Source organism: Micromonospora sp. NPDC049274, assembly GCF_040678875.1.
Taxonomy (GTDB): Bacteria; Actinomycetota; Actinomycetes; order Mycobacteriales; family Micromonosporaceae; genus Micromonospora.
On record NZ_JBFAQS010000002.1, the window covers coordinates 21429 to 44393 of the forward strand.

The 22965-nt window shown below is 73.4% G+C and carries 17 protein-coding genes; 5 read left to right on the top strand and 12 right to left on the bottom strand.

The features are described from left to right. Positions 1-249: 249 nt before the first annotated feature. Complete coding sequence (locus AB0K10_RS03610; RefSeq protein ID WP_363679622.1) at positions 250-1650, top strand: trehalose-6-phosphate synthase; 1401 nt, start codon at positions 250-252, stop codon at positions 1648-1650. Beyond that, entirely contained in the window at positions 1647-4256 is a 2610-nt protein-coding gene (gene otsB / locus AB0K10_RS03615) for a trehalose-phosphatase (RefSeq protein WP_363679624.1), read from the top strand. Before AB0K10_RS03610 ends, otsB begins: the two co-directional genes overlap by 4 nt. A gap of 228 nt (positions 4257-4484) precedes the next feature. On the opposite strand, the gene cobA is transcribed toward otsB, so the two are convergent. Genes cobA through cobC form a run of 3 tightly spaced genes read right to left on the bottom strand, consistent with a single transcriptional unit; the run spans position 4485 to position 8039 of the window. Next, on the bottom strand, positions 4485-5840 hold the full coding sequence (cobA, locus tag AB0K10_RS03620; protein WP_363679626.1) for a uroporphyrinogen-III C-methyltransferase: 1356 nt from the start codon (positions 5838-5840) through the stop codon (positions 4485-4487). Between the two features lie 40 nt (positions 5841-5880). Next, entirely contained in the window at positions 5881-6960 is a 1080-nt protein-coding gene (gene cobT, locus AB0K10_RS03625; RefSeq protein ID WP_363680475.1) for a nicotinate-nucleotide--dimethylbenzimidazole phosphoribosyltransferase, read from the bottom strand. Continuing rightward, positions 6960-8039, bottom strand: a complete 1080-nt coding sequence (gene cobC / locus AB0K10_RS03630; protein WP_363679627.1) for an Rv2231c family pyridoxal phosphate-dependent protein CobC — start codon at positions 8037-8039, stop codon at positions 6960-6962. The genes cobT and cobC overlap by 1 nt, the downstream gene beginning before the upstream one ends. A gap of 122 nt (positions 8040-8161) precedes the next feature. On the opposite strand from cobC, the gene AB0K10_RS03635 reads away from it, so the two are divergent. Next, positions 8162-10291 (top strand): transglycosylase domain-containing protein, encoded by a 2130-nt coding sequence (locus tag AB0K10_RS03635; RefSeq protein ID WP_363679629.1) that lies wholly within the window; start codon positions 8162-8164, stop codon positions 10289-10291. Between the two features lie 9 nt (positions 10292-10300). On the opposite strand, the gene AB0K10_RS03640 is transcribed toward AB0K10_RS03635, so the two are convergent. Together AB0K10_RS03640 and AB0K10_RS03645 are read right to left on the bottom strand one after the other, a co-directional pair. Then, positions 10301-10870, bottom strand: a complete 570-nt coding sequence (locus tag AB0K10_RS03640) for a GNAT family protein (RefSeq protein WP_363679631.1) — start codon at positions 10868-10870, stop codon at positions 10301-10303. Continuing rightward, on the bottom strand, positions 10867-12270 hold the full coding sequence (locus AB0K10_RS03645; RefSeq protein WP_363679633.1) for a cobyrinate a,c-diamide synthase: 1404 nt from the start codon (positions 12268-12270) through the stop codon (positions 10867-10869). Before AB0K10_RS03645 ends, AB0K10_RS03640 begins: the two co-directional genes overlap by 4 nt. Before the next feature lie 172 nt (positions 12271-12442). On the opposite strand from AB0K10_RS03645, the gene AB0K10_RS03650 reads away from it, so the two are divergent. Next, positions 12443-13264, top strand: coding sequence for an SURF1 family protein (locus tag AB0K10_RS03650; protein ID WP_363679635.1), 822 nt, complete (start codon positions 12443-12445; stop codon positions 13262-13264). Positions 13265-13292: 28 nt separating this feature from the next. Here AB0K10_RS03650 and AB0K10_RS03655 read toward each other — a convergent pair whose 3' ends face one another. The 5 genes from AB0K10_RS03655 to AB0K10_RS03675 form a co-directional block, all read right to left on the bottom strand. Then, positions 13293-14885, bottom strand: coding sequence for an ATP-dependent DNA ligase (locus AB0K10_RS03655; RefSeq protein WP_363680477.1), 1593 nt, complete (start codon positions 14883-14885; stop codon positions 13293-13295). An 88-nt stretch (positions 14886-14973) separates the two neighbouring features. Continuing rightward, positions 14974-15180: a hypothetical protein gene (locus AB0K10_RS03660; protein ID WP_007464240.1), complete on the bottom strand. Its 207-nt coding sequence runs from the start codon at positions 15178-15180 to the stop codon at positions 14974-14976. 66 nt (positions 15181-15246) lie between these two features. Beyond that, positions 15247-16590: a dipeptidase gene (locus tag AB0K10_RS03665; RefSeq protein ID WP_363680479.1), complete on the bottom strand. Its 1344-nt coding sequence runs from the start codon at positions 16588-16590 to the stop codon at positions 15247-15249. A gap of 36 nt (positions 16591-16626) precedes the next feature. Then, positions 16627-17772 (bottom strand): M48 family metallopeptidase, encoded by a 1146-nt coding sequence (locus AB0K10_RS03670; protein WP_363679637.1) that lies wholly within the window; start codon positions 17770-17772, stop codon positions 16627-16629. Between the two features lie 66 nt (positions 17773-17838). Further along, the gene (locus AB0K10_RS03675) at positions 17839-18507 is read right to left on the bottom strand and encodes a hypothetical protein (protein ID WP_363680481.1); all 669 of its coding nucleotides are present in this window, start codon (positions 18505-18507) and stop codon (positions 17839-17841) included. A gap of 603 nt (positions 18508-19110) precedes the next feature. On the opposite strand from AB0K10_RS03675, the gene AB0K10_RS03680 reads away from it, so the two are divergent. Beyond that, a complete protein-coding gene (locus AB0K10_RS03680) occupies positions 19111-19512 on the top strand; it encodes a rhodanese-like domain-containing protein (RefSeq protein ID WP_039908933.1) in 402 nt (133 codons plus the stop codon). Positions 19513-20128: 616 nt separating this feature from the next. Here the strand turns inward: AB0K10_RS03680 and AB0K10_RS03685 are convergent. Beyond that, the gene (locus AB0K10_RS03685) at positions 20129-21673 is read right to left on the bottom strand and encodes a cobyric acid synthase (RefSeq protein ID WP_363679638.1); all 1545 of its coding nucleotides are present in this window, start codon (positions 21671-21673) and stop codon (positions 20129-20131) included. Beyond that, entirely contained in the window at positions 21670-22779 is a 1110-nt protein-coding gene (locus AB0K10_RS03690) for a cobalamin biosynthesis protein (protein ID WP_363679640.1), read from the bottom strand. Before AB0K10_RS03690 ends, AB0K10_RS03685 begins: the two co-directional genes overlap by 4 nt. Positions 22780-22965 lie beyond the last annotated feature (186 nt).

Consider the following 22965-nt stretch of genomic DNA (forward strand, 5'->3'; position numbering starts at 1 on the left):
ACCCATGATCCACTCGACTTTGTGGAAATCGGGCCGTCCCCCGCGCCTGGATGCACCGGTTTCAAGAAACCGGTGTCGATCACCCCGGTGATCATCGACCTCTGACCGACGCGGTTGTCGACAAGATCACCCTCAGGATTTCGAGGAGTACGAGGCGGGTAGGAGACTCCGGCACGGGGCACAAGACGCCGCAGCTACGCTCAGTACGCTCATCGCGGTGGACCCGTCAGCACCCGGAGGTGGCCGATCGTGACCGTCCGTAGCTCCTTTGTCGTAGTGGCGAACCGTCTGCCGGTCGACGAGGTGAGCACACCCGAGGGACGGCAGTGGCGACGCAGCCCCGGCGGGCTGGTCACCGCGCTGCATCCCGTGCTCGCCGAACACCAGGGCACCTGGGTCGGCTGGGCCGGCGGCACCGGCGCCGCCCCCGAGCCGTTCGACCTGGAGGGCATCCGGCTGCATCCGGTCCCGCTCAGCGCCGAGGAGCTGGAGCGCTACTACGAGGGCCAGTCCAACGCGACGATCTGGCCGCTCTACCACGACGCGGTCGAGACACCGGCGTACAAGCGGCGCTGGCGGGAGGCGTACCGCCTGGTCAACGCGCGGTTCGCGGAGGCCGCGGCGGACGTGGCGGCCGAGGGCGCGACGGTCTGGGTGCAGGACTACCAGCTCCAGCTGGTCCCGGCGATGCTCCGCGAGCTGCGCCCGGACCTGCGGATCGGGTTCTTCCTGCACATCCCGTTCCCGCCGATCGAGCTGTTCATGCAGATGCCGTTCCGCACCGAGATCCTGCGGGGCCTGCTCGGCGCGGACCTGGTGGGCTTCCAGCAGCGGCTGGCCGCACAGAACTTCGTCCGGCTGGCCCGGCACCTGCTCGGGCTGCGCTACGAGGGGCAGATGATCCAGGTCGACGGTCGGCAGGTGAAGGCGGGCGCCTTCCCGATCTCCATCGACACGCAGGAGATGGAGCGGATGGCCGCCGACCCGGCGATCCAGGCGCGGGCCAAGCAGATTCGCGCCGAGCTGGGCGACCCGAAGACGATCATCCTGGGCGTGGACCGGCTGGATTACACCAAGGGCATCGAGTTGCGGCTCAAGGCGTTCCGCGAGTTGCTGGCTGACGGAAAGTTGACAGTTCCGGACGCCGTTATGGTGCAGGTGGCCACGCCGAGCCGCGAGCGCGTCGAGCACTACCAGGCACTTCGGGTCAAGGTGGAGCGCGAGGTTGGTCGGATTAATGGCGAATTCGGCCGAGTCGGCGTGCCTGCCGTGCATTACCTCCATCAGTCGTACAGTCGCAGTGAACTGGCCGCGATGTACGTTGCTGCGGACGTGATGATGGTGACCCCGCTGCGAGACGGCATGAACCTCGTGGCCAAGGAGTACGTCGCATCCCGTGCCGACCAGGGCGGTGCGCTCGTGCTCAGTGAATTCGCCGGCGCCGCAACGGAGCTGCGCCAGGCCTTTCTGTGTAACCCGCACGACCCGGACGCGGTCAAGGACGCCCTGCTCCGGGCCGTGCACGTGGAAAAAAGCGAGGCGCGCCGCCGGATGCGGACAATGCAACGTCACCTGCGTACCCACGACGTGGGGCACTGGGCCAAGTCTTTCCTCTCCGAGCTCGGAGTTCCCGAGGCGGAGGCCGCGTGAACACGTCCGTCAACGACGGAGCGGCGATCGCCACCGGGGTGCTGGACCCGGAGCTGCGCTCCGCCATCGGCCGGATCGCCCGGGTTCCCCAGCTCCTGATCGCCTGCGACTACGACGGCACACTCGCGCCGATCGTGGAGGACCCGAGCACCGCCGTACCGCTGCCCGAGGCGGTGGCCGCGATCCGCGCGCTCGCCGCGCTGCCGCAGACGAATGTGGCAGTGGTCTCCGGCCGGGCGCTGCGGGATCTGGCCACGCTCTCCCGGCTGCCCAGCGAGGTGCACCTCGTCGGCAGCCACGGCTCCGAGTTCGACATCGGCTTCGTCGAGCGCCTCTCGCCCGAGTTGGTCGCCGTCCGCACCCAGGTGCGTAACGCGCTGCGCGAGATTGCCGCCGAGCACCCCGGCATCCGGCTCGAACGCAAGCCGGCAAGCGTCGCCGTGCACACCCGGGGCGTCGACCCGCAGGTCGCCGCTGCGGCCATCGAGGCGGTCCGCAACGGTCCGGCCAGCTTCGACGGCGTCACTGTGACGCAGGGCAAGGAGGTCATCGAGCTGTCCGTGGTGGCCACCCACAAGGGCACCGCCGTCGACCAGCTCCGGACCCAGCTCTCGGCCAGCGCGGTGCTCTTCATCGGCGACGACGTCACCGACGAGAACGCCTTCGGCAACCTGCACGGCCCGGACCTCGGCATCAAGATCGGCCCTGGCGAGACCAAGGCCGGCTTCCGGGTGGCCGAGCCCATCGAGGCCGCCCGCGCGCTCGGGCTGCTGCTGGAGACCCGTCGACACTGGCTGTTCGGCGAGCGGGCGGTGCCCATCGAGCGGCACTCCATGCTGGCCAACGGTCGTACGGTCGCGCTGCTCACGCCGGAGGCGAAGGTCAGCTGGCTCTGCCACCCCAAGCCGGACTCGGCGGCGATCTTCGCCGACCTGGTCGGTGGCAGCCCGGCCGGTCACTTCAGCGTCGCCCCGGAGCGCGGGGGCATCCCGCTGGGCCAGCGCTACCGCTCCGGCACGATGACAGTCGAGACCCGCTGGTCCGGGCTCACCGTCACCGACTGGTTGGACAAGCCGGCCCGGGAGACCACTCCGGCCGACAGCCCGGCGGTCATCACCGGCGACTCCACCCTGGTCCGGGTGCTCACCGGCAGCGGCCGGGTGCGGCTGGAGTTCGCGCCGCGCCCCGAGTTCGGTCAGGTCGCCGTGCAGATGCAGCCGCTCGGCGACGGCCTGCTGGTGCTCGGCTCCAACGAGCCGGTCGCCCTCTACTCCCCGGGGGTGGAGTGGCAGGTCAACAACGACGGCGGGTACGAGACCGCCAAGGCTGTCGTCGACCTCTCCGCCGCCGGTGGGCAGGTCGTGCTGGAGCTGCGCTTCGGCACGCACAGCCTGGAGCACCACCGGGTGCCGATCCACGAGCGGCAGGCCGCGGCCGAGCAGCCGTGGAAGGACTGGGTGGCGTCGCTGCGCCTGCCGTCCACCTCCCGCGACCTGGTGGCCCGCAGCGCGCTCACCCTGCGCGGGCTCTGCCACGAGGCCACCGGCTCGATCCTGGCCGCCGCCACCACCTCGCTCCCCGAGGAGCTGGGCGGCGTCCGCAACTGGGACTACCGCTACTGCTGGCTGCGCGACGCCGCGCTGACCGCCCGCGCGCTCGTCGACCTCGGTTCCATCGAGGAGGCCGAGGCGTTCCTGCGCTGGGTCGACGGTTGCATCGAGCGCACCGGTGGCCACCCGGAGCGGCTGCATCCGCTCTACACCATCGACGGCTACGAGCTGGGCGCCGAGGCGGTCATCGACACGCTGCCCGGGTACGCCGGCTCCCGGCCGGTCCGGGTCGGCAACCTCGCCAACCACCAGCTCCAGTTGGACGTGTTCGGCCCGATCGCCGACCTGATCGCTGCCGTCGCCGACGCGCGCGGCTCGGTCCGTGACGACGAGTGGCGGGTCCTGGAGAACATGGTCGAGGCGGTCCGCCGCCGTTGGCACGAGCCCGACCACGGCATCTGGGAGGCCCGGCTGCCACCCCGGCACCACGTCTTCTCCAAGGTGATGTGCTGGATGACGGTCGACCGGGCGCTGCACGTGATGCGCCAGCACGGCGGCGAGGACCGGTCCGAGTGGAAGGACCTGCGCGACCGGATCGGCGCCAACGTTCTGGAGCACGGCTGGCACTCCGACGTCGAGGCGTACAGCGTCGCGTACGGGGACGAGGACATGGACGCCTCGTCGCTCTGGATCGGGCTCTCCGGCCTGCTCCCCGGCGACGACCCGCGCTTCCTGTCCACGGTCCTGAAGATCGAGGCGGACCTGCGCAGCGGCCCGGTCGTCTACCGCTACCACTGGGACGACGGCCTGCCCGGCCGTGAGGGCGGCTTCCACATCTGCACGGCGTGGCTCATCGAGGCGTACCTGCGCACCGGCCGCCGCACCGACGCCGAGGAGCTGTTCGCGCAGATGGTGCTCACCGCCGGCCCGACCGGGCTGCTCCCCGAGCAGTACGACCCGCTCGCCGAGCGCGGCCTGGGCAACCACCCGCAGGCGTACAGCCACCTGGGGCTGATCCGCTGTGCCCTGCTGCTGGACAACATGCTCAAGCAGTAGTTGGACCGCTCGTGATACGGGGCCGGAGGCGCTTGCGCTTCCGGCCCCGTCCGCATGTTCGGCCCTGTTGTCCGGCTACCACGCCCTCGCCGGTGGTGATCCTGGCTCGGCGTGGCGTTGATCGACTCGGTTCCCTTGAATCGGGGGTGTCCTGGTGGTTGAGATGCCCCGGTTTCCATGAACCCGAGTCGATCACGCCCTGGCCCACTAACCCGCACACCTGGTTGCTCACCCGTCGAGCGCGCCCACCACATTGCCCACCACGACCACGGCCGGCGGTTGCACCTCCGCCGTGCGCACGTCGGCGGCCACCGTGCCCAGCGTGGACCGCAGCGTCCGTTGGGCGCCTGTCGTGCCTTCCTGGACCACGGCGGCCGGCGTCTGCGGCGACTTTCCGTGCGCGATAAGCGTCTCGGCGATGGCGGCGAGGTTCTTCAGCCCCATCAGGATCACCAACGTGCCGCGCAGACCCGCGAGAGCGTCCCAGCGAACCAGCGAGGCTGGCGCGTCGGGCGCGAGGTGCCCGGAGACCACTGTGAACTCGTGCGCCACCCCGCGGTGGGTGACCGGGATCCCGGCCGCCGCCGGAGCGGCGATCGAGCTGGTAACCCCCGGCACGACGGTCACCGGAACGCCGGCCTCGGCGCACGCCAGCAGCTCCTCGCCGCCGCGACCGAAGACGTACGGGTCGCCGCCCTTGAGCCGCACCACCCGAGCACCGGCCAGCGCACGGTCGACCAGAATCTGGTTGATCTCCTCCTGGGCCCGGGACGGACCGTAGGGGATCTTCGAGGCGTCCACCAGCTCCACGTCGGGGCGAAGCTCATCCAGGAGCAGGCCGGGCACCAACCGGTCGGCCACCACCACGTCGGCCTCGGTGAGCAGCCGCCAGCCCCGCAGGGTAATCAGTTCCGGGTCTCCCGGCCCCGCCCCGACCAGCGCCACCCGCCCGGTCTGCCGCCCACCGGTCGTCCCGGTCGAAGCGTCGGACCCGCCCTGCGCCGGGGCGACACCGCCCGGGACGACACCGCCCGAAGCGACACCGCCCGAAGCGACACCGCCCGAGGCGACATCGCCCGGGGCAATCCCGCCCGCGCCGACCCCGTCCGGGGCGAGGCGGGCCGGAGCGAGGCGGGCCGCGAGCAGGTCACGGACGGCGTCGCGGACGGTCATCGCCCGCCGGGGGTCGCCGCCGCCGAACACGGCCACGGTGACCGGCCCGTGTCGGGTCACGGCCGGGGTCCAGGCCGTGGCGGCTGTCCGGTCGTCGGCCCGCACGCAGAAGATCCGCCGCTCGGCGGCCACGGCGCTCACCGCGGCCGCCGCCATCGGCTCGTCGATCGCCACCTGGACCAGCCACGCCCCGTCCAGGTCCTCCGGCGCGAACCGGCGCGGCACCCAGTGCAGCCGGCCCGCGTCCACCCGGGCCCGCAGCGCCGGGGTCAACTCCGGCGACACCAGCAGGACGTCCGCGCCGGCGTCCAGCAGCGCCGGCACCCGGCGGGTGGCGACCGCGCCGCCGCCCACCACCACCACGCGCCGCCCGTCGAGCCGCAGGCCGAGAGGGTACGGGCTGGCACTCACGCCGCACCACCGGGCCGGACCGCCCACTCGTTGGACACCGTCACTTCTCGGCCACCCCCGCGGCATCGAAGGTGGCCACGTCGTGCAGCACGCGGACGGCGCCGGTGACCACCGGCAACGCCAACAGGGCGCCGGTGCCCTCGCCGAGGCGCAGTCCCAGGTCGATGAGCGGATCGAGGCCGAGGTGACGCAGCGCGACCGTCGCGCCCGGCTCGGCCGAGCGGTGCCCCGCGACCATGGCCGCTACCGCGTCCGGTGCGAACGCGGCGGCGGCGAGCGCCGCGGACACCGCGATCACGCCGTCCAGCAGGACCGGCGTCCGGCGGGCCGCGGCGCCCAGGATCAGCCCGGCCAGCGCGGCGTGCTCCAGGCCACCAACGGCGGCGAGCACGCCCAGCGGGTCGGCGGGATCGGGTGCGTGCCGGGCCAGCGCGGCCCGCACCAGGGCCACCTTGCGGGCGTACGTCGGGTCGTCGATCCCGGTGCCCCGGCCGGTGGAGTCGAGCGGGTCGGCGCCTGTGAACGCGGCGATCAGCGCGGCGGCCGGGGTGGTGTTGCCGATGCCCATGTCCCCGGTGAGCAGGATGCCGGCACCGGCGTCGATCAGCTCGTCGGCGATCCGGATGCCGGTCCGCACCGCCGCCAGCGCCTCGTCCCGGGTGAGCGCGGCGGTCACCGTGAGGTCCCGGGTGCCCGGGCGCACCGAGGCGGAGACCAGTCGGGGCGCGGACGGGTCAGCCGAAGCGGGAACCTCGCCGACCGGCAGCGGGGTGGCCACCCCGACGTCGACCACGGTGACCGAGGCGCCGGCCTGCCGGGCGAACGCGTTGACGACCGCGCCGCCGGCCAGGAAGTTGCCGATCATCTGCGCGGTGACCTCCTGCGGCCACGGGCTGACGCCCTGGGCGTGCACACCGTGGTCGCCCGCGAAGATCGCCACGGCGGCCGGTTCGGGGATCGGCGGTGGGCAGGCTCCGGCGAGCCCGGCGAGGCGTACCGACAGGTCCTCCAGCAGGCCCAGCGAGCCCGCCGGCTTGGTCAGCCGACCGTGCAGCTCGCGGGCAGCAGCCATCGCCGCCTCGTCCAGTGGCCGGATGGCCGCGATCGTGGTCTCCAGCATCATGCCTCCATGATCTCGCGCAGCACCTCGACGAACGCGTCGGTGGTGTTTCGGTCGCGTACCGCCACCCGTAGCCAGTCCGGGCCGAGCCCGGGGAAGGTGTCGCCGCGGCGTGCCGCCCAACCCCGGTCGCGCAGGGCTTCCCGGATCCGGTTCCCGTCGGCCAGGTGCAGCAGGACGAACGAGCTGGCCGGGCGGCCCGCGACGCGTACACCGGGCAGGTCGGCCAGGCGCGCGACCAGGTGGTCGCGGTCGGCGGCGAGGTCGGCGGCGATCGCGCGTTCGGCCTGGACCGCGACTGGAGTGGCGCAGGCCGCGGCGGCGGCCAGCGCGGGCGTGGAGACGGCCCAGAGCGGCTGGACGGCGGCCAGGCGGGACAGCAGTTCCGGGGCGCCGAGCAGGTAGCCGATCCGCAGGCCGGCCAGACCCCACGTCTTGGTGAGGCTGCGCAGGACGAGCAGGCCGGGCAGATCCCGCCGCTGCGCCAGCGACTCCGGCTCGCCGGTGGGCCCGGCGGCGGTGTCGGCGAACGCCTCGTCGACCACCAACACCCGGCCGGGACGGGCGAGGGCGGCCACCGTCCGCGCGGGGTGCAGCACCGACGTGGGATTCGTCGGGTTGCCGATCATCACCAGGTCCGCGTCGACGGGCACCAGGGACGGGTCGAGCCGGAATCCGTCGGCCGGGTCCAGCAGCACCCGCTCGACCGGGTGGCCGGCGGCCCGTAGCGCCGCCTCCGGCTCGGTGAACTGCGGGTGCACCACCACGGGCCTGCGGATGCCGCGCAGGGCCTGAGCGATGAGCACGAAGCCCTCGGCGGCGCCGGCGGTGAGCAGTACCTCGTCCGGGTGACGCCGGTGCCGGGCGGCGACGGCGGCGCGGGCCGGCGCTGGGTCGGGGTAGCGGGCCAGGTCGGCGAGGGTGGCGGCGATCGGGGCGGCCAGCCAGGCCGGCGGCGGCGCCTGCCGGACATTGACGGCGAGGTCGATCAGCCCGGCGGTCGCCTCCGCGTCGCCGTGGTGTGCGAGGTCCGGCTCGACCCCGGCGATCGGAGCCGGTGCGGTCGGTTGATCGGGCATGTCCGCGATCCTGCCGGGAAGGCGGCCGGCGGGACAGTCGATGTCGGCGTAAGCCACGTCACCACCTCGCGGGTTTATGAGTTCTTCTCATGGATGAATCGGAAATGTCATAACTTGACCACGTGAGTAACCGACCCCTTGCTGCCGCTGGTCGACTCGTTCCTCTTCTCCGTGCCGGACTCATCGCCGCGATCGTGGTCGCCGCCGCCGCGTACCCGCTGGTCGCCCTCACCGGGCTCGGCGCGAAGGCCACCGCGCACGCCGTGGAGCAGAAGACCAGACTGCTGACCACCGCCCTGCCCGCCGAGACCTCCTACCTCTACGCCCCGGACGGCAAGACCGTGCTGACCATGTTCTACGAGGAGTACCGGCAGTACACGAAGCTGTCGGACATGTCGCCGAACATCCAGCAGGCGATCGTCGCCGCCGAGGACTCCCGCTTCTACCAACACCACGGCGTCGACCCCAAGGGCGTGGCCCGCGCCTTCGTGTCCAACGCCCGCTCCGGCGGCTCCCAGGGCGCGTCGACGCTGACCATGCAGTACGTCCGGATGGCCCTGCGGGACAGCGCGACCACGCCCAAGGAGGTCCAGGAGGCCACCCAGCAGACAAGCATTCGCAAGGTCAAGGAGATGCGGATGGCGCTGGACCTGGAGAAGGAGATGAGCAAGGAACAGATCATGGAGCGGTACCTGAACTCGGCGTACTTCGGTCACCGGGCGTACGGCATCTACGCGGCCAGCGAGATCTTCTTCTCCAAGACCCCGAAGGACCTCACCCCGGTCGAGGCGGCCACCCTCGCCGGGCTGGTCAAGTCCCCCTCCGAGTACGACCCGGCCGACTCCGACCAGAAGGAGGCCACCGGGCGGCGCAACTACGTGCTGGACCGGATGAGCCAGCTCGGCTACCTCTCCCCCGACTCGGCCGCCGCCGCGAAGACCGAGCCGATCCGGCTGAAACTCACCACCCCGCCGAGCGACTGCGCCTCGATCATCGAGAAGTACAACAGCTGGGGCTTCGCCTGCGACTACCTGAAGAACTGGTGGAGTTCGCAACCCGCGTTCGGTACGAACCGGCTGGAACGGATGGACAAGCTGCGCCGGGGCGGCTACCGCATCGTGCTCAGCATCGACCCGAAGATCCAGGCCGCGGCGGAGAAGAACGTCGGCGCCAAGGAGGGCACCGGCAGCCCGTTCGCCAACGGCATCGTGGTCTCCGAACCGGGCACCGGGCGGGTGAAGGCGATGGCGGTGAACAGGAACTACTCCCTGGATCTGGCCGACAACCCGCCCAGCTCCAACCCCGAGGCCGGGCCGAAGGTGAAGGCCAACTATCCGAACACGGTGGCGCCGCTGCTCGGCGGCGGTGACCTGCCGGGCTACCAGGCCGGGTCGACGTTCAAGATGTTCCCGATGCTGGCCGCGCTGGACTCGGGGATGACGCTGTCCACCTCGTTCAACGCCCCGTACCGCTACAAGTCGAACGTCTACGACGGCTGGGCGCCCTCCAACGCCAGCGGCGCGATGACCGGCCAGCAGACCATGTGGTCCGGCTTCGGCAAGTCCGTCAACACGTACTTCGTGTGGCTGGAGGAGAAGGTGGGCGCGGACCGCGCGGTCCGGCTGGCCGAGCAGCTCGGGCTGCGCTGGCGCACCGACGTCGACCGGGATCAGGCGTCCCCGGGCAAGGCCAAGAAGTGGGGCGCGTTCACCCTGGGCGTCTCCGACGCCACGCCGCTGGAGATGGCCAACGCCTACGCCGCCGTCGCGGCCGACGGCCGCTACTGCGAGGCGATCCCCGTGCAGGCGATCATGAACCGGGACGGCACGCCGGCCACGTACGCCACTCCGGGCGGTCTGCACCGGGAGGTGGCCAAGCCGCGCTGCCGCCAGGTGGTCAGCGCCGACGCCGCCCGCGCGGCCACCGACGCCGCCCGCTGCCCGACCGGCGACCGGCCGGCACGCGGAGGCTGCGGCGGCTGGTCGACCGCCGACAGCGTCCGGGGTACGGTCGGCCGCCCGGTCGCCGGTAAGACAGGCACCACCGACAGCACCCGGTCCGCCTGGTTCGTCGGCTACACGCCGGAGCTGGCCGCCGCGAGCTTCATCTCCGACCCGGACAATCCGTTCAACGCGGTCGGTGACGGGCAGTCCCAGATCCCGATCGCGGCGGTCGCCGAGACCCTGCGCGACGGCCTGAAGGGAACGCCTACCCGCCAGTTCACACCACCGTCGGACGCCATCGTGGGATGACGGCGCGGCTCAGCGCAGATCCGCCGCCACGAACGACCAGAGTTCGAGGTCGACCCGGCCACCGCCGACGAAACCGGCGTTGCGCAGCAGCCCCTCGTAGCTGAAGCCGGCCTTCTCGGCGACCCGGCGCGACGCCAGGTTTCCGGGAGCGACCCGCAGCTCGACCCGCTGGAAACCGTGCTCCAGGATCAGCGCGATGGCTGCCGCGTCCACCGCCTCGGCGGCCAGGCCGAACCCCCTCGCGTGGGGTGCCATCGCGTAGGAGACCTCGGTGAGCCGGGCGCCCCAGTCGGTGCGCCGCGTCCAGAGGGAGCCGACCATCTGGTCGTCCTCCCGACGGACCACCGCGTAGTGGTCGCCCTCGCCGCTGTCGCGCCGCTGCCGGGCCAGATCCGTGCACCAGGCGTGGCCGTCGATCGGGCCCGAGTCGTCGGCCAGCGGCAGCCACCGCCGGGTCAGCTTGTCGGCGAAGATCTCCCCGGCCACGAGCGCGTCCGCCGCCGTGAGCCGACGCACCTCCGTACGCGGGGTGGAGACGGTCAACGCCGGAAACCGGCGGACCGCCAACTCACCGATCACGCGGGCACCACGGGTGGCTGCGCGGGCACGGCCTCGGCCGCCGGCTCGCTGACCGCCGCCGCCACCACCCGGGCGGCCGTCGCCGCGTGCCCCGCCCAGTGCAGGGTGAGCTGCGAGGCGTGCACGTTGCGCCACACGAAACCCTCAGGCGTGCCGCCGTCCCAGCTCCACGCCGGCCGCTGACCGGCGCGCGGGGTGAGCACCGCCCGATGCTCCTTGTGCCCCACCACCACCGTGTCCCGCGCGGCGACCACGCTGTCGGTCTGGGCGGTCGCCTCCCGGTAGCCCACCACCAGGCCGTCGCGGCTCACACCCACCGCGTCCAGCACACCGCACATCGGCAACCCGTCCAGCTCCCGGGCCAGCCACAGCAGGCCGGCGCCCTCGGCGACCACCGGCCGGCCGGTGCGGGCCAACTCGGCCACCGCGATGCAGAGCCGCCGGTTGGCCGACAGCTGCTCGGCGTACGACTCGGGCAGTGCGCCCCCGACGACAAGCGCGCGGGTGCCGGCCGGCAGCGTCTCGTCGCGCAGCGGATCGACGGTGACCACCTCGGCGCCGGCGGCGGCCAGCAGCTCGGCCGTCTCCGGGTGGCTGAAGCTGCCACCGGGCCCACCGGCCAGCGCCACCAGCGGGCGCTGCGCCGGAACGACAAGCTCACCGAGCGCCTCCCGCGGCGACCAGGCCGCCGCCGGCAGTGGCGGAGCGGAACGGGCCAGCCCGAGCAGCCGCTCCAAGTCGACAGTCGCGGCGACGGCCTCGCCAAGCCGGCGCACCGCACGGAGCGCATCGGCCGAGGCGTCGACCACCGGCGCCACCCCGTGCCGGCGCGACGGCAGCACGGCCGGCAGGTCCTGGCGACGCAGCGCGCCGTAGACCGGAACGCCCACGTCGTCCAGCGCCTCGCGCAGCATCGCCTCGTGCCGCGACGACGCCACCCGGTTGAGGATCACCCCACCGAGCCACAACTGCTCGTCGTACGACCGGAAACCGTGCACGAGGGCCGCCACCGACTGCCCCATCGCGGCCACGTCGACCACCAGCACCACAGGGCTACGCAGCGCGGCGGCCGCGGCGGCGGTGGACTCCTGCTCCGGGCGGCCACCGACCGAGTCGTACAGGCCCATGCTGCCCTGCACCACGGCGAGCGCGGCCCCGGCGGCACCGTGTGCGACGAGCGGGGCGAGCCGGTCGACGCCTACCAGCCGGGGATCGATCACCCGACCGGGCCGACCGGCGGCGAGACCGAGGTACGCGGCGTCGACGTGGTCCGGGCCGAGCTTGAACCCGGCGACGTCGACACCCCGCTCGGCCAGGGCGGCGAGCAGCCCGATCGCCAGCGCGTTCTTTCCGTGCCCGGAGGACGGGGCGCTGAGCACCAGGCGCGGCACGACGGTCATCAGCGACTCCTCGCGGGCGGCGGCGGGTACGCGACGACCGGCTGGGGGGCCGAGCCGTCCGCGTGACGATACCCGCCCGCCCCGACGGGCGAGCATCGCCGACCCACGCCAACCGGCACCGCCTGGCCCGGTCGAGGTCAGTGGCCCCGGTCATACGGGTAGCCTCGGTGCCGTGTACCGGTTCCTGCTGAGCCCACGCTGGTTGGGCGCCCTCGCGCTGACCCTGGTCGCCTCCGCCGTCATGGTGTGGCTGGGGAACTGGCAGCTGGACCGCTACCGAGGTCGTACCGAGATCAACGAGCGGATCGACGCGGGCGAGCGGATGTCCCCGGCCCCGCTGGCCGACGCGTTCCGCGCGCCCACCGGCGGCCCCGGGACCGCCGGCCCGGCCCCCGCGAAGGACAGGGTCTGGACCCGGATCACCGCCACCGGCCGGTACGACACGTCGAACACCGTCCTGGTCCGTGGTCGGACTGTCGACAGCCGGGTCGGCTTCGAGGTGCTCACGCCGCTGGTGCTCGCCGACGGCAGCGCGCTGCTGGTGGACCGGGGCTGGATCCCGCCCGCGCCGGGCGGGGCGACCGCCCAGCCGTCGGTGCCCACCCCGCCGGGCGGCGACGTGACTGTCAACGGCCGGGTGCACGAGACCGAGAGCGGCGCCGGCACGGTGGACCGCCGCGACGGCCGGCTGGAGACGCGGCGGATCGCCGTGCCGCGTCTGGCCCGCGAGCTGCCCTACCCGGTCTACGGGGGCTACCTGCTGCTGGACGAGCAGACCCCGGTCGCCGACGCGGTATTCAAGGCCGTGCCGGTCGGGCACACCAACAACTGGCAGAACTTCGGCTACGTCGTGCAGTGGTGGCTGTTCGCCGCGATGGCGCTCTTCGGCTACGGCTGGGTGGCCCGCCGCGAGGCACGCCGGGCGGCCGGCCTCGACAACCCAACGGGCCCGCTGGACCGGGCGGCCGAGCCGACGGCGAGCGCGTCCGCCTGACTCTGCCGGCTCAGCCGCTTCTGCCGGCTCAGCCGCTCTGCCGACCGGCGTGGATGGCGCGGACCGCGTCGATGGTGTCCGCCTCGGCGGCGGACTTGTCGTCGCGGTAGCGCACCACGCGGGCGAACCGCAGCGCCATCCCGCCCGGATAGCGGGTGCTCGTCTGCACCCCGTCGAAGGCGATCTCGACCACCTGCTCGGGCCGGACCCGGACCACCCAGTCGCCGCGCTCCACGGCCAGGCCGAGGAAACGCTCGGTCTGCCACCGCAGCAGCTCGTCGGTGAGCCCCTTGAACGTCTTGCCGAGCATCACGAAGTCGCCGGTGCGCGGGTCGCGGGCGCCCAGATGCAGGTTGGACAGCCAGCCCTTGCGCCGGCCACTGCCCCACTCGACGGCGAGCACCACCAGGTCGAGAGTGTGCCGTGGTTTGACCTTGACCCAGGCGGCGCCCCGCCGGCCGGCGTCGTAGGGGGCGTCCGGCGCCTTGACCACCACGCCCTCCTGGCCGGCGTCGAGCGCGGCGGCGAACGCCGCACCGGCCTGCTCCGGGCCGTCGACCTCCATCCGCCCGACCAGCAGCGACGAGTCGACCGCGCCGGCCAGGGCGGCCCACCGCTCCCGGCCGGGCAGATCGATCAGATCCTGGCCGTCGAGGTGCAGCAGGTCGAAAAAGTATGGAGTGAGCACCGTCGCGCCGGTGCTGGCGGCGGCGGCGAGCACCGCCGGGGCGACAGGTGTCCGGCCGGTGGTGCTCGGTGTGGTGCGCCGGGCGGCCCGGCTGGACGTCTGCTGGAACGGCAGCGGACGGCCGGTCTCGTCCAGGCCGATCGCCTCGCCGTCGAGCACCAGCTCCCGGCCCGGCAGGGAGCGAACCGCCGCGACAACCTCGGGCACCCGGCTGGTGATCTCGTCGAGGCTGCGGGTGAACACGGCGATGTCGGCGCCGGAGCGGTGCACCTGGATGCGGATGCCGTCGAGCTTCACGTCGACCACCGCCGGCGTGCCGGTCGCGGCGAGCGCCTCGTCGACCGAGGGGGCGCTCTGCGCGAGCATCGGCGCCAGCGGCCGGCCGACCTGTAGACCGAAGCCGGCCAGCTCGGCGGCCCCTCCGGTCAGCGCGGCCACCGCCACGGCGCGCAGGTCGCCGGCGAGCAGCAGGGCCCGACGGACGGTCGCCACCGGCACCTCGGCGGCCCGGGCCACCGCGTCGGCGAGCAGCCCGGCCTGGGCGCCCTGCCGCAACTCACCACCGAACAGGCCGGTGAGCAGCCGTTGCTCGTCGGCGGTGGCCGCCGCGTAGAGGGCGCCGAGCAGAGCCCGGCGGCGGGCCTGCGACCCGGTGCCCTGCACGGCGGCGATCTGCTCGATGGCCGCGTCGACGGCGGCCACGGTCAGCGTCGGCTCGGCGGCCGGTGGTGGCAGCTCACGCAGACTCGCGTAGCCCACGCCGGTCTGCCGCTGGCGCAGCTCACCGGCGAGATAGCCGGCGCCGGGCTCCACCTCGGCCGGGTCGAGCCGGCGCAGCGCGTCGGCAAGCAGCTCCACCTTGGCCTTCCGGCCACTGGTGGCGCCCACGGCGGCGGAGGTGGCCGCCAGGTCGATGAACCGCACGAAGCCCATCCTGCCAGCCACCTCCGACACCGCCCGGGCATTGCCGTGCCCGGGCGGTGTCGGCGCGGTGCCGCAGCCCGCGAGGGGGCGGCGGGAATCAGGCGGAGACGGGCTCCTCGATGCGCAGCCCTCGGGCGCGGACCTCACCGGCGACCCGGGAGAGCACCGAGTCGAGGGCGACCAGGGCGGCGGACAGCTCACCGAGCTGGTCGTTGAGCGTGTCCTCGGACCACGCGGAGACGTCGACGTCCCCCAGTGCGCTGACGGCGGCCCCCAACCGGGCCATCACCTCGTTCGTACTCATGTTCGAAAGGCTATATCAACCCGTCCGACGACACGCCGAAAACCCCTGATCAGGGTCGAAAGATGTCTAGATCCCCGCCTCGGCCACCCTGCCCAGCAGCAGCGCCTCGGCGAGGCAGACCTTGGCGAACTCGCCGAGGTGCAGGCTCTCGTTCGGGCCGTGCGCGCGGGCGTGCGGGTCCTCCACACCTGTCACCAGGATCGCCGCGTCCGGGAACATCTCCTGGAACGTGGCGATGAACGGGATCGAACCACCGATGCCCACGTCCACCGGGTCGGTGCCGTCCCACGCCGTGCGGAACGCCGAACGGGCGGCGTCGAACATCGGCCCGGACGCGTCGATCACGCACGGGTTGCCGTCGTGCTCCAGGCTGACTGTCACCTGGGCGCCCCACGGCGCGTGCTTCTCCAGGTGCGCGCGCACCGCCGCGTACGCCCGCTTGGGGTCGTCGCCCGGGGCGAGACGGATACTGAGCTTCGCCTTCGCGGCCGGCACCAGGGCGTTCGGGGCCTCGCCGGTGGGCGGCGCGTCGATGCCGAGCACCGCCACCGCGGGCTTGGTCCAGAGCCGGTCGGTGATCCGGCCGGTGCCGATGAACTCGACGCCCTCGGCCAGCCCGGCCTCGGCGCGGATCCGGTCCTCCGGGTAGTCGACGGTGGCCCCCTCGCGAGCGACCAGCCCGTCCACCGCCACCGAACCGGCGTCGTCGTGCAGGGTCGCCAGCAGGCGGACCAGGGCGGTCAGCGCGTCCGGCACGGCACCGCCGAACATGCCGCTGTGCACCGCGTGGTCCAGCGTGCGCACCTCGACGAAACAGTTGACGACGCCGCGCAGCGAGGTGGTCAACGCCGGTACGCCGATGTCCCAGTTGCCGGAGTCGGCGATCACGATCACGTCCGAGGTGATCTCGTCGCGGTGCTCGATCAGCAGTCGCTCGAGCGAGTCGGAGCCGTACTCCTCCTCGCCCTCGATGAACAGCACCACACCGACCGGCAGCGCGTCCCCGTACGCCCGCAGCGCCGCCACATGCGCCATGATGCCTGCCTTGTCGTCGGCCGCGCCCCGGGCGTACAGGCGGCCGTCGCGCTCCACCGGCTCGAACGGGTCGGACTCCCACAGCGACCGGTCGCCGACCGGCTGCACGTCGTGGTGGGCGTAGAGCAGCACGGTGGGCGCGCCGGGCGGGGCGGCCCGACGGCCGATCACCGCGGGCTGGCCGCCGGAACGCACGATGTCGACGTCCAGGCCGCAGCCGCGCAGCAGCTCGGCCACCGCCTCGGCGGAACGCTCCACGTGTGAGTGGTCGAAGCCCTCGAAGGCGATGCCGGGGATGCGGACGAGACGTTCCAGGTCGGCGCGTACGCCGGGCATCTCCCGCTCGACGGCGGCCCGCACCTCGGACTCGGACATGATCGGTGAGGTCATGACCGGCATCGTATGCCGGCCTTACCCAGGCGTGCCGGCGGAGCCCGTAGGGTCACCGTCGCCCGCTGGGCCGGAGCCCGCCCGTGCGCCCGGCGCGGCCCGGCCGGCACGGTGCGCGCGGGCGGCGGCGTCGGTGGCGGCATCCATCCAGGAGCGGGCCCGCCCGGCCGTGCCGCCCACCCACTCCCCGACGTCGCTCGCGCCGTCGCCGAGGCGGCGCAGCAACCCGACCAGTGGGTCGGTGGAGCTGCTGAACTCCTCCCGGTACGACTCGGCGGCAGCCTTGATCTCCTCGGAGACGCTTGTCGAGGCGTCGTCGTCGCGGCGCGGATAGTCCCCGGCCAGCACCCGCCCGTACGCCCCGGAGTCGATCCACTGCCGCAGCTGCGCCGCCCGCGCCACAGGCGTCGGGTGTGTGCTCCACGCCGTCATCCGGATCTTGTGCAGGCTGTCGCGCAGGTCGCCGCCACCGGCGTACTCGGCGGCCTGCTCCAGGAAGGCTGTCGTGTCGACCTGCGAAAGGTCACCACCGCCCGCGAGCTTCATCAGCAGCCGCAGCGCGGCCGCCGGGTCCTGGCCGGCGAGCAGGCCGGCCCGGTCGGCGGACAGCTCCGCCTTGCGCCACCACTCCAGCATCGCCGCGATGATCGCCCGCAGCGCGAACGCCCCCACCGGCAACCAGCTCAGGTTGGCCGCCCAGCGGGTGAGGATCGTGAGCATCGTCTTGTAGACGGCGTGCCCGCTGCCCACGTGCCCCAACTCGTGGCCGAGCAGGCAGCGCAGCTCGTCCTCGTCCAGCTGCTGCACGCACGCGGAGTTCAGCACGATGAACGGCCGTTCCAGGCCGACGGCCTCGGCGCCCAACCACGGCGACTGCGTCACGTACAGCTCGGGCAGCTCCGCCACGTCGAGCGCCGCCGCGGCCTCGGTGTAGCGCTGCCACACCGCCGGATACTGCCGGTGATCGACGCGGATGCCGGACGCCAGCACGGACAGCCGGAAACCCCGCTCGTTCCACATGCCGAAGAACGCCCGTACCACGTCGTCGAAACCACGCAGCTCCCGCAGCGCGACCAGGGCGCCCCGGTCGGCCGGATGCTCCCAGGCCCGCGAGCTGATGCCGGTGAGGGTGATGCGGCGCCGAGCTGGCGCGTCCGCTGCCGTCATGATGGGCCCCCGTTCGCCGTGACTCCTCGCATCGTGCCGCAGCGGGCGACAGGCGTCCATGCCCGGTCAGCGGATCCGCACGTAGTACCGGGACGCGTCGAGCGGCAGTCTCGGCGCGCCGTCGACCACCAGGTCGGCCCGCCCTGCGGTGTCGTCAGCCGCGAAGTGTGCCCGCTCCCCCGCATGCCAGCGGCGCAGCTCGGGCAGGATCCCCGGCCCGTCCCGCTCGACCGCACGGGCCAGCCGCAGCGGCGCGGGCGCGGTGACGAAGACGGAGAGGGTCAGCTCCGGTCGGACGGCCGCACGGGCTGCGCTGACCCCCTCCACGATCAGCACCGGCGTCACCGGCACCGGCACCGGGCGGGGCAGGAAGCACCGCCGCACCCAGCTGTAGCGCCGGTAGGCCCCCGGCTCTTGTCGGCGCAGCGGGGCCAGCACCTCGGCGTCCAGCCGGGACCAGAACGTGAGCTGATCGTCCCAACCGTCGAGCAGGTCGTCGGTGTGCACCACCGGCGGCCGACCACCGGGCAGCGCCGCCAGGGCGTCCGCGAGGTAGGCGGCGAACCGGCTCTTGCCCGCGCCGCTCGGCCCGTCGACAGCGACCAGCCGGGTCCGCCCCAACCGCGCCGGGCCCGCGAGCACCCGACGTGCCATCTCGGTGTACGCCTCGACGACCACCACCCGCGGCACGAGCGCGGCGGATCGCCCCGTCGGCCCGCCGACGTCCACCCCCACGCCACCGCCCTGATCCTCGCCCGGACGCACGGCCCCGCCCCCGCCCTCGTGTCCGCCCTGATCCACGCCTGGGCCCACGCCCTCGTCCCCGCCCTCGTGTCCGCCCTGGTCCACGCCTGGGCCCACGCCCTCGTCCCCGCCCTGGTCCACGCCCTCGCCCGGCCCGGATACACGCCCTCGTCCCCGCCCTGGTCCATGCTCTCGGGCCCGCCGCGGTCCCGCTCTCGTTGCCGCTCTCGATTCTCGGCGCGCCCGTGCTGTCGGGGTTGCGCCGTTGCCGGGCCCTCGCGGGGGGGCCAGCCCTCTGGCCACGAGCCGGTGCACGACCGCAGTATGCCCCGGCCTACGCCTCCAGGGCGGGTGTCCACCATCGTGATCAACTCGGGTTCCCCGATTCCGGGGTGTCCGGTCGACCAGGACACCCCGACTTCAGGAAACCCGAGTTGATCACGGCATTTTCGGCGGGATGACACGTCCGGCTGACGCCCCGGGCCGGTCATTCTCACGTCCGGGGGATTTGGGGCGGTGACGGGTGACGGGCGGCCCGTTCGGCGCGCGGGCTGATACCCGAGTCGGCATGATCGGGTGGTGCTCCGAGACGTGATGAGCCCCGGCATTGACGCCCTCCTCGAACAGGCCCGCGCCGGGCTGCACCGATTGACTCCACAGCAGACCGTCGAGGCGGTCCGCGGTGGCGCTCTGCTGGTCGACACCCGTACCGACACACAGCGCCGCGAACAGGGCGACCTGCCCGGGGCGGTCGTCATCGACCGTACGGTGCTGGAATGGCGGCTCGATCCGGCCAGCGCCTGGCGCATCCCGGAGGCCACCGCCTACGACCGGGAGATCGTGGTGGTGTGCCGCCAGGGCTACAGCTCCAGCCTGGCCGCCGCCAGCCTCCAGACCCTGGGCCTGCGCCGCGCCACCGACATGATCGGCGGCGTCGACGCGTGGCTGGCGGCCGGCCTGCCCACCACGGACCGCCCGGCCGACATCCGCCCCTGAACCGCCCTGCTCCGGGTCGGCCGCGCCCCGCCGCTGGAGATCACACTGAAACCACAGGTCCGCGCGCGCTCTCCGCTGGAGATCGCGCTGAAACAGGGATGTAGTGGCATCCCGGTGTCGTCGATACCACAACTACATTGATCGAGCACGATCTTGCGGTTGGCGCACGGCCTCGGGCACATCGAGCGACAAGCATCCCCATCGCACGGCCGCACGCGCATCGCGGTCGCACGCGGCATCGCATGGCCGCACGCGCACCAAAGAACCGCACGCGCATCGCGGGCGCACGCGCAGAGCGGGCGCATGCGCACACCGGCCGCACGCGCACACCGGCCGCACGCGCACACCGGCCGCACGCGCACACCGGCCGCACGCGCACACCGGCCGCACACGCACAGCCGGCGCACACGCACAGCCGGCGCACACGCACAGCCGGCGCACACGCACAGCGGGCGCACGCGCACAGCCGGCGCACACGCACACCGGCCGCACCCGCACACCGGCCGCACCCGCACACCGGGCGCACACGCACAGCGGCCGCACACGCACCGCGCGGTCGTGCGGTCCGCGCAGCCCAGTGGCGTCCCACGGATCGTGTGCGATCTCGCGACCCCGGTCAGGCTCCGGTCGGCGGGGCACCGGGTGGGATGAAGGGGAGCCCGGGGGGTGCGCCGCTCTCGATGAGGCGCCAGAGGGCATCGGTGTCCAGGTGCTCCTCGACGAGGTCACCGAGCAGGTCGAGCGAGCCTTCCCGGGCGGCCGCGAAGCTGGTGGCCGGCGCGACCCGGAACCCGGTGCGCCCCGCCAGCCGGGCCGCCTCGGTGAGGAACCAGCGGCGGAACCCGTCGGACTCGAACGCCCCGTGCCAGTGCGTGCCGTGTACCGCGCCGAGTACCGCGCCCTCGCCGCTGCCGTCGACGCCGGTCAGCAGCGGGGTCAGGGCCGGGTCGGTCTGCGAGACGTACCCGTGATGGATCTCGTAGCCGCGGACCGCGACGTCGCCGGGGCCGGTGCCGACCGACTGCCGGACGGTCTTGCGGGGATCGAAGGTGATCTCGATGGGCAGCAGGCCGAGCCCGGGCACGCTGCCCTGCCGGCTCTCGACCGGGTCGTGGATGGCCCGGCCGAGCATCTGGTAGCCGCCGCAGAGGCCGAGCAGCGGCTTGCCGGCCGCCGCGTGGGCGAGGACCGCGTCGGCGAGGCCGGTCTCGCGCAGCCAGGCGAGGTCCGCGACTGTCGACTTCGAGCCGGGCAGGACGATCAGGTCGGCGGCGGCCAGTTCGGCCGGTTCGACGGTGAGGCGTACGCGCACGCCCGGTTCGGTTGCCAGGGCCTCCACGTCGGTGGCGTTGCTGATGCGGGGTAGCCGGACGACGGCCACGTCCAACCAGTCGGTACCGTGCGGGGCGGCGGGACGGCCGAGCACCCGGCCGTAGGCGAGCGAGTCCTCCGCGTCGAGCCAGAGGTCGAGCGACCAGGGCAGCACCCCGTACGTGGGACGGCCGGTCACGTGCCGCAGCATGTCCAGCCCCGGCTGGAGCAGACCGAGGTCACCGCGAAACTTGTTGATCACGAAGCCGGCGATGAGCGCCTGGTCCGCCGGGTCGAGCAGAGCCACCGTGCCGAACATCGAGGCGAAGACGCCACCCCGGTCGATGTCGCCGACCACTATGGCAGGCAGATTGGCGTGCCGCGCGAGCCCCATGTTCACGTAGTCCCCGGCCCGCAGGTTGATCTCCGCCGGGCTCCCGGCGCCCTCACAGATCACCACGTCGTACGCCGACCGCAACTCGGCCAGTGCCCCGTACGCGGTCTCGGCGAGCCGGGGCCGCAACTGCCGGAAGGTGCCGGCGGTGATCGTGTCGACAGCCGTACCGAGGAGAACCACCTGGCTGGCGAGGTCGCTGCCGGGCTTGAGGAGCACCGGGTTGAAGCGCAGGTCCGGGGCGAGCCCGCAGGCGGCGGCCTGCATGGCCTGGGCGCGGCCGATCTCGCCGCCGCGCCCATCCGGCCCGACCACGACTGCCGAGTTGTTCGACATGTTCTGCGCCTTGAACGGCGCCACCTTCACGCCCTGACGGTGCAGCCATCGGCAGATGCCGGCGGTGAGCACGCTCTTGCCGGCGTCGGAGGTGGTGCCGGCGACCAACAGCCCGCTCACCGCCCGCTCACCGGCCCCGCCGCGCCACGAACCGAGCGACGCCCCGACCCGGCCCGGCCGGAGAGCAGGCCGCTGGCAGACCCGGCCCGGCCGGACAGCGGGCCGCTCCCGGGCCGAGGGCCGACGGCCCGCAGGCTGCGGCGGGCGACGGCGCCGGCCAGGCGGCCCACGGTCACCGGATACGCGGCCGCCAGGCCGAGTGCGGCCAGGCCGACAGCGCCGGAGATGCGGGCCGCCCGCTTGAGGTGTCGCGCCTCGGGACGAGGGCCGTCGCCCAGGAACGGGCGGACCTCGGAGCGGCCGAAGTACATGTTGCGGCCACCGAGGCGGACGCCGAGCGCGCCTGCCATCGCCGCTTCGCACTGGCCGGCGTTGGGGCTCGGGTGGTCGTTGCGGTCCCGTCGCCACACCCGCCAGGCCCGCTCCCGGTCGCCGTTCGCCACCGGCGCGACGGCGATGGTGAGGAGCCCGGTCAGCCGGGACGGCACCAGGTTGAGCAGGTCGTCCAGTCGGGCGGCCGGGGTGCCGAACCGCGCGTAGCGCTCCGATCGGTGCCCGACCATGGCGTCGAGGGTGTTGGCGGCGCGGTACCCCAGCAGCCCGGGCAGGCCGGCGACCGCACCCCAGAGCAGCGGCGCGACCACAGCGTCGGAGGTGTTCTCCGCGACCGACTCGACTGTCGCCCGGGCCAACTCCGACTCGTCGAGCGTCGACGGGTCGCGCCCGCAGAGGTTGCCGAGCCGCCGTCGGGCGGCGGGCAGGTCACCGTCACGCAGCGTTCGACCCATGACGGCGGCCTCGCGTCGGAGCGTACGACCACCCAGCACGGTCCAGGTGCCGGCGGCGACGAGCACCGCGCGGGTCACCGGCCTCTGCCGGGTGGCCGCTGCGGCGACCGCACCGAGCAGCACGGGCCCACCGACGGCAAGTGCCGTGAACACCGCGCCGGCCGTCCGGTCCGGCCGGTGCAGGCGACGTTCCAGAGCGCCCGCCACCTGGCCGAACCCGGCGACCGGATGCCACCGTCGAGGGTCGCCGAACAGCCTGTCCAGCGCGTAACCGGCCACCAGGCCCACCGCGTTCGCCACCGGCGCTGTCCGTCGCACGCGTACCACCCCCCGGCCGGCCAGCCTAGACGAGCGGCAGGTGCGCCGGCCGTGACCCACCGTCCGCCATCGACTCCACCTCCGCCAGCTCCCGTCACGCGGGGTGACGACGTCTGTCGCGTCGCCACCCCGCCCCCGTCGTGCGCCGGCGCACACAGTCGTCGACACCAACCTCAGGCGACAAAC

Coding starts and splice junctions, on each gene's coding strand:
- cobT (WP_363680475.1), bottom strand. CDS start 6,960: ATGCTGGAGACCACGATCGCGGCCATCCGGCCACTGGACGAGGCGGCG.
- cobC (WP_363679627.1), bottom strand. CDS start 8,039: ATGCCCGATCAACCGACCGCACCGGCTCCGATCGCCGGGGTCGAGCCG.
- AB0K10_RS03645 (WP_363679633.1), bottom strand. CDS start 12,270: ATGACCGTCGTGCCGCGCCTGGTGCTCAGCGCCCCGTCCTCCGGGCAC.
- AB0K10_RS03655 (WP_363680477.1), bottom strand. CDS start 14,885: ATGGGCTTCGTGCGGTTCATCGACCTGGCGGCCACCTCCGCCGCCGTG.
- AB0K10_RS03660 (WP_007464240.1), bottom strand. CDS start 15,180: ATGAGTACGAACGAGGTGATGGCCCGGTTGGGGGCCGCCGTCAGCGCA.
- AB0K10_RS03665 (WP_363680479.1), bottom strand. CDS start 16,590: ATGTCCGAGTCCGAGGTGCGGGCCGCCGTCGAGCGGGAGATGCCCGGC.
- AB0K10_RS03670 (WP_363679637.1), bottom strand. CDS start 17,772: ATGACGGCAGCGGACGCGCCAGCTCGGCGCCGCATCACCCTCACCGGC.
- AB0K10_RS03680 (WP_039908933.1), top strand. CDS start 19,111: ATGAGCCCCGGCATTGACGCCCTCCTCGAACAGGCCCGCGCCGGGCTG.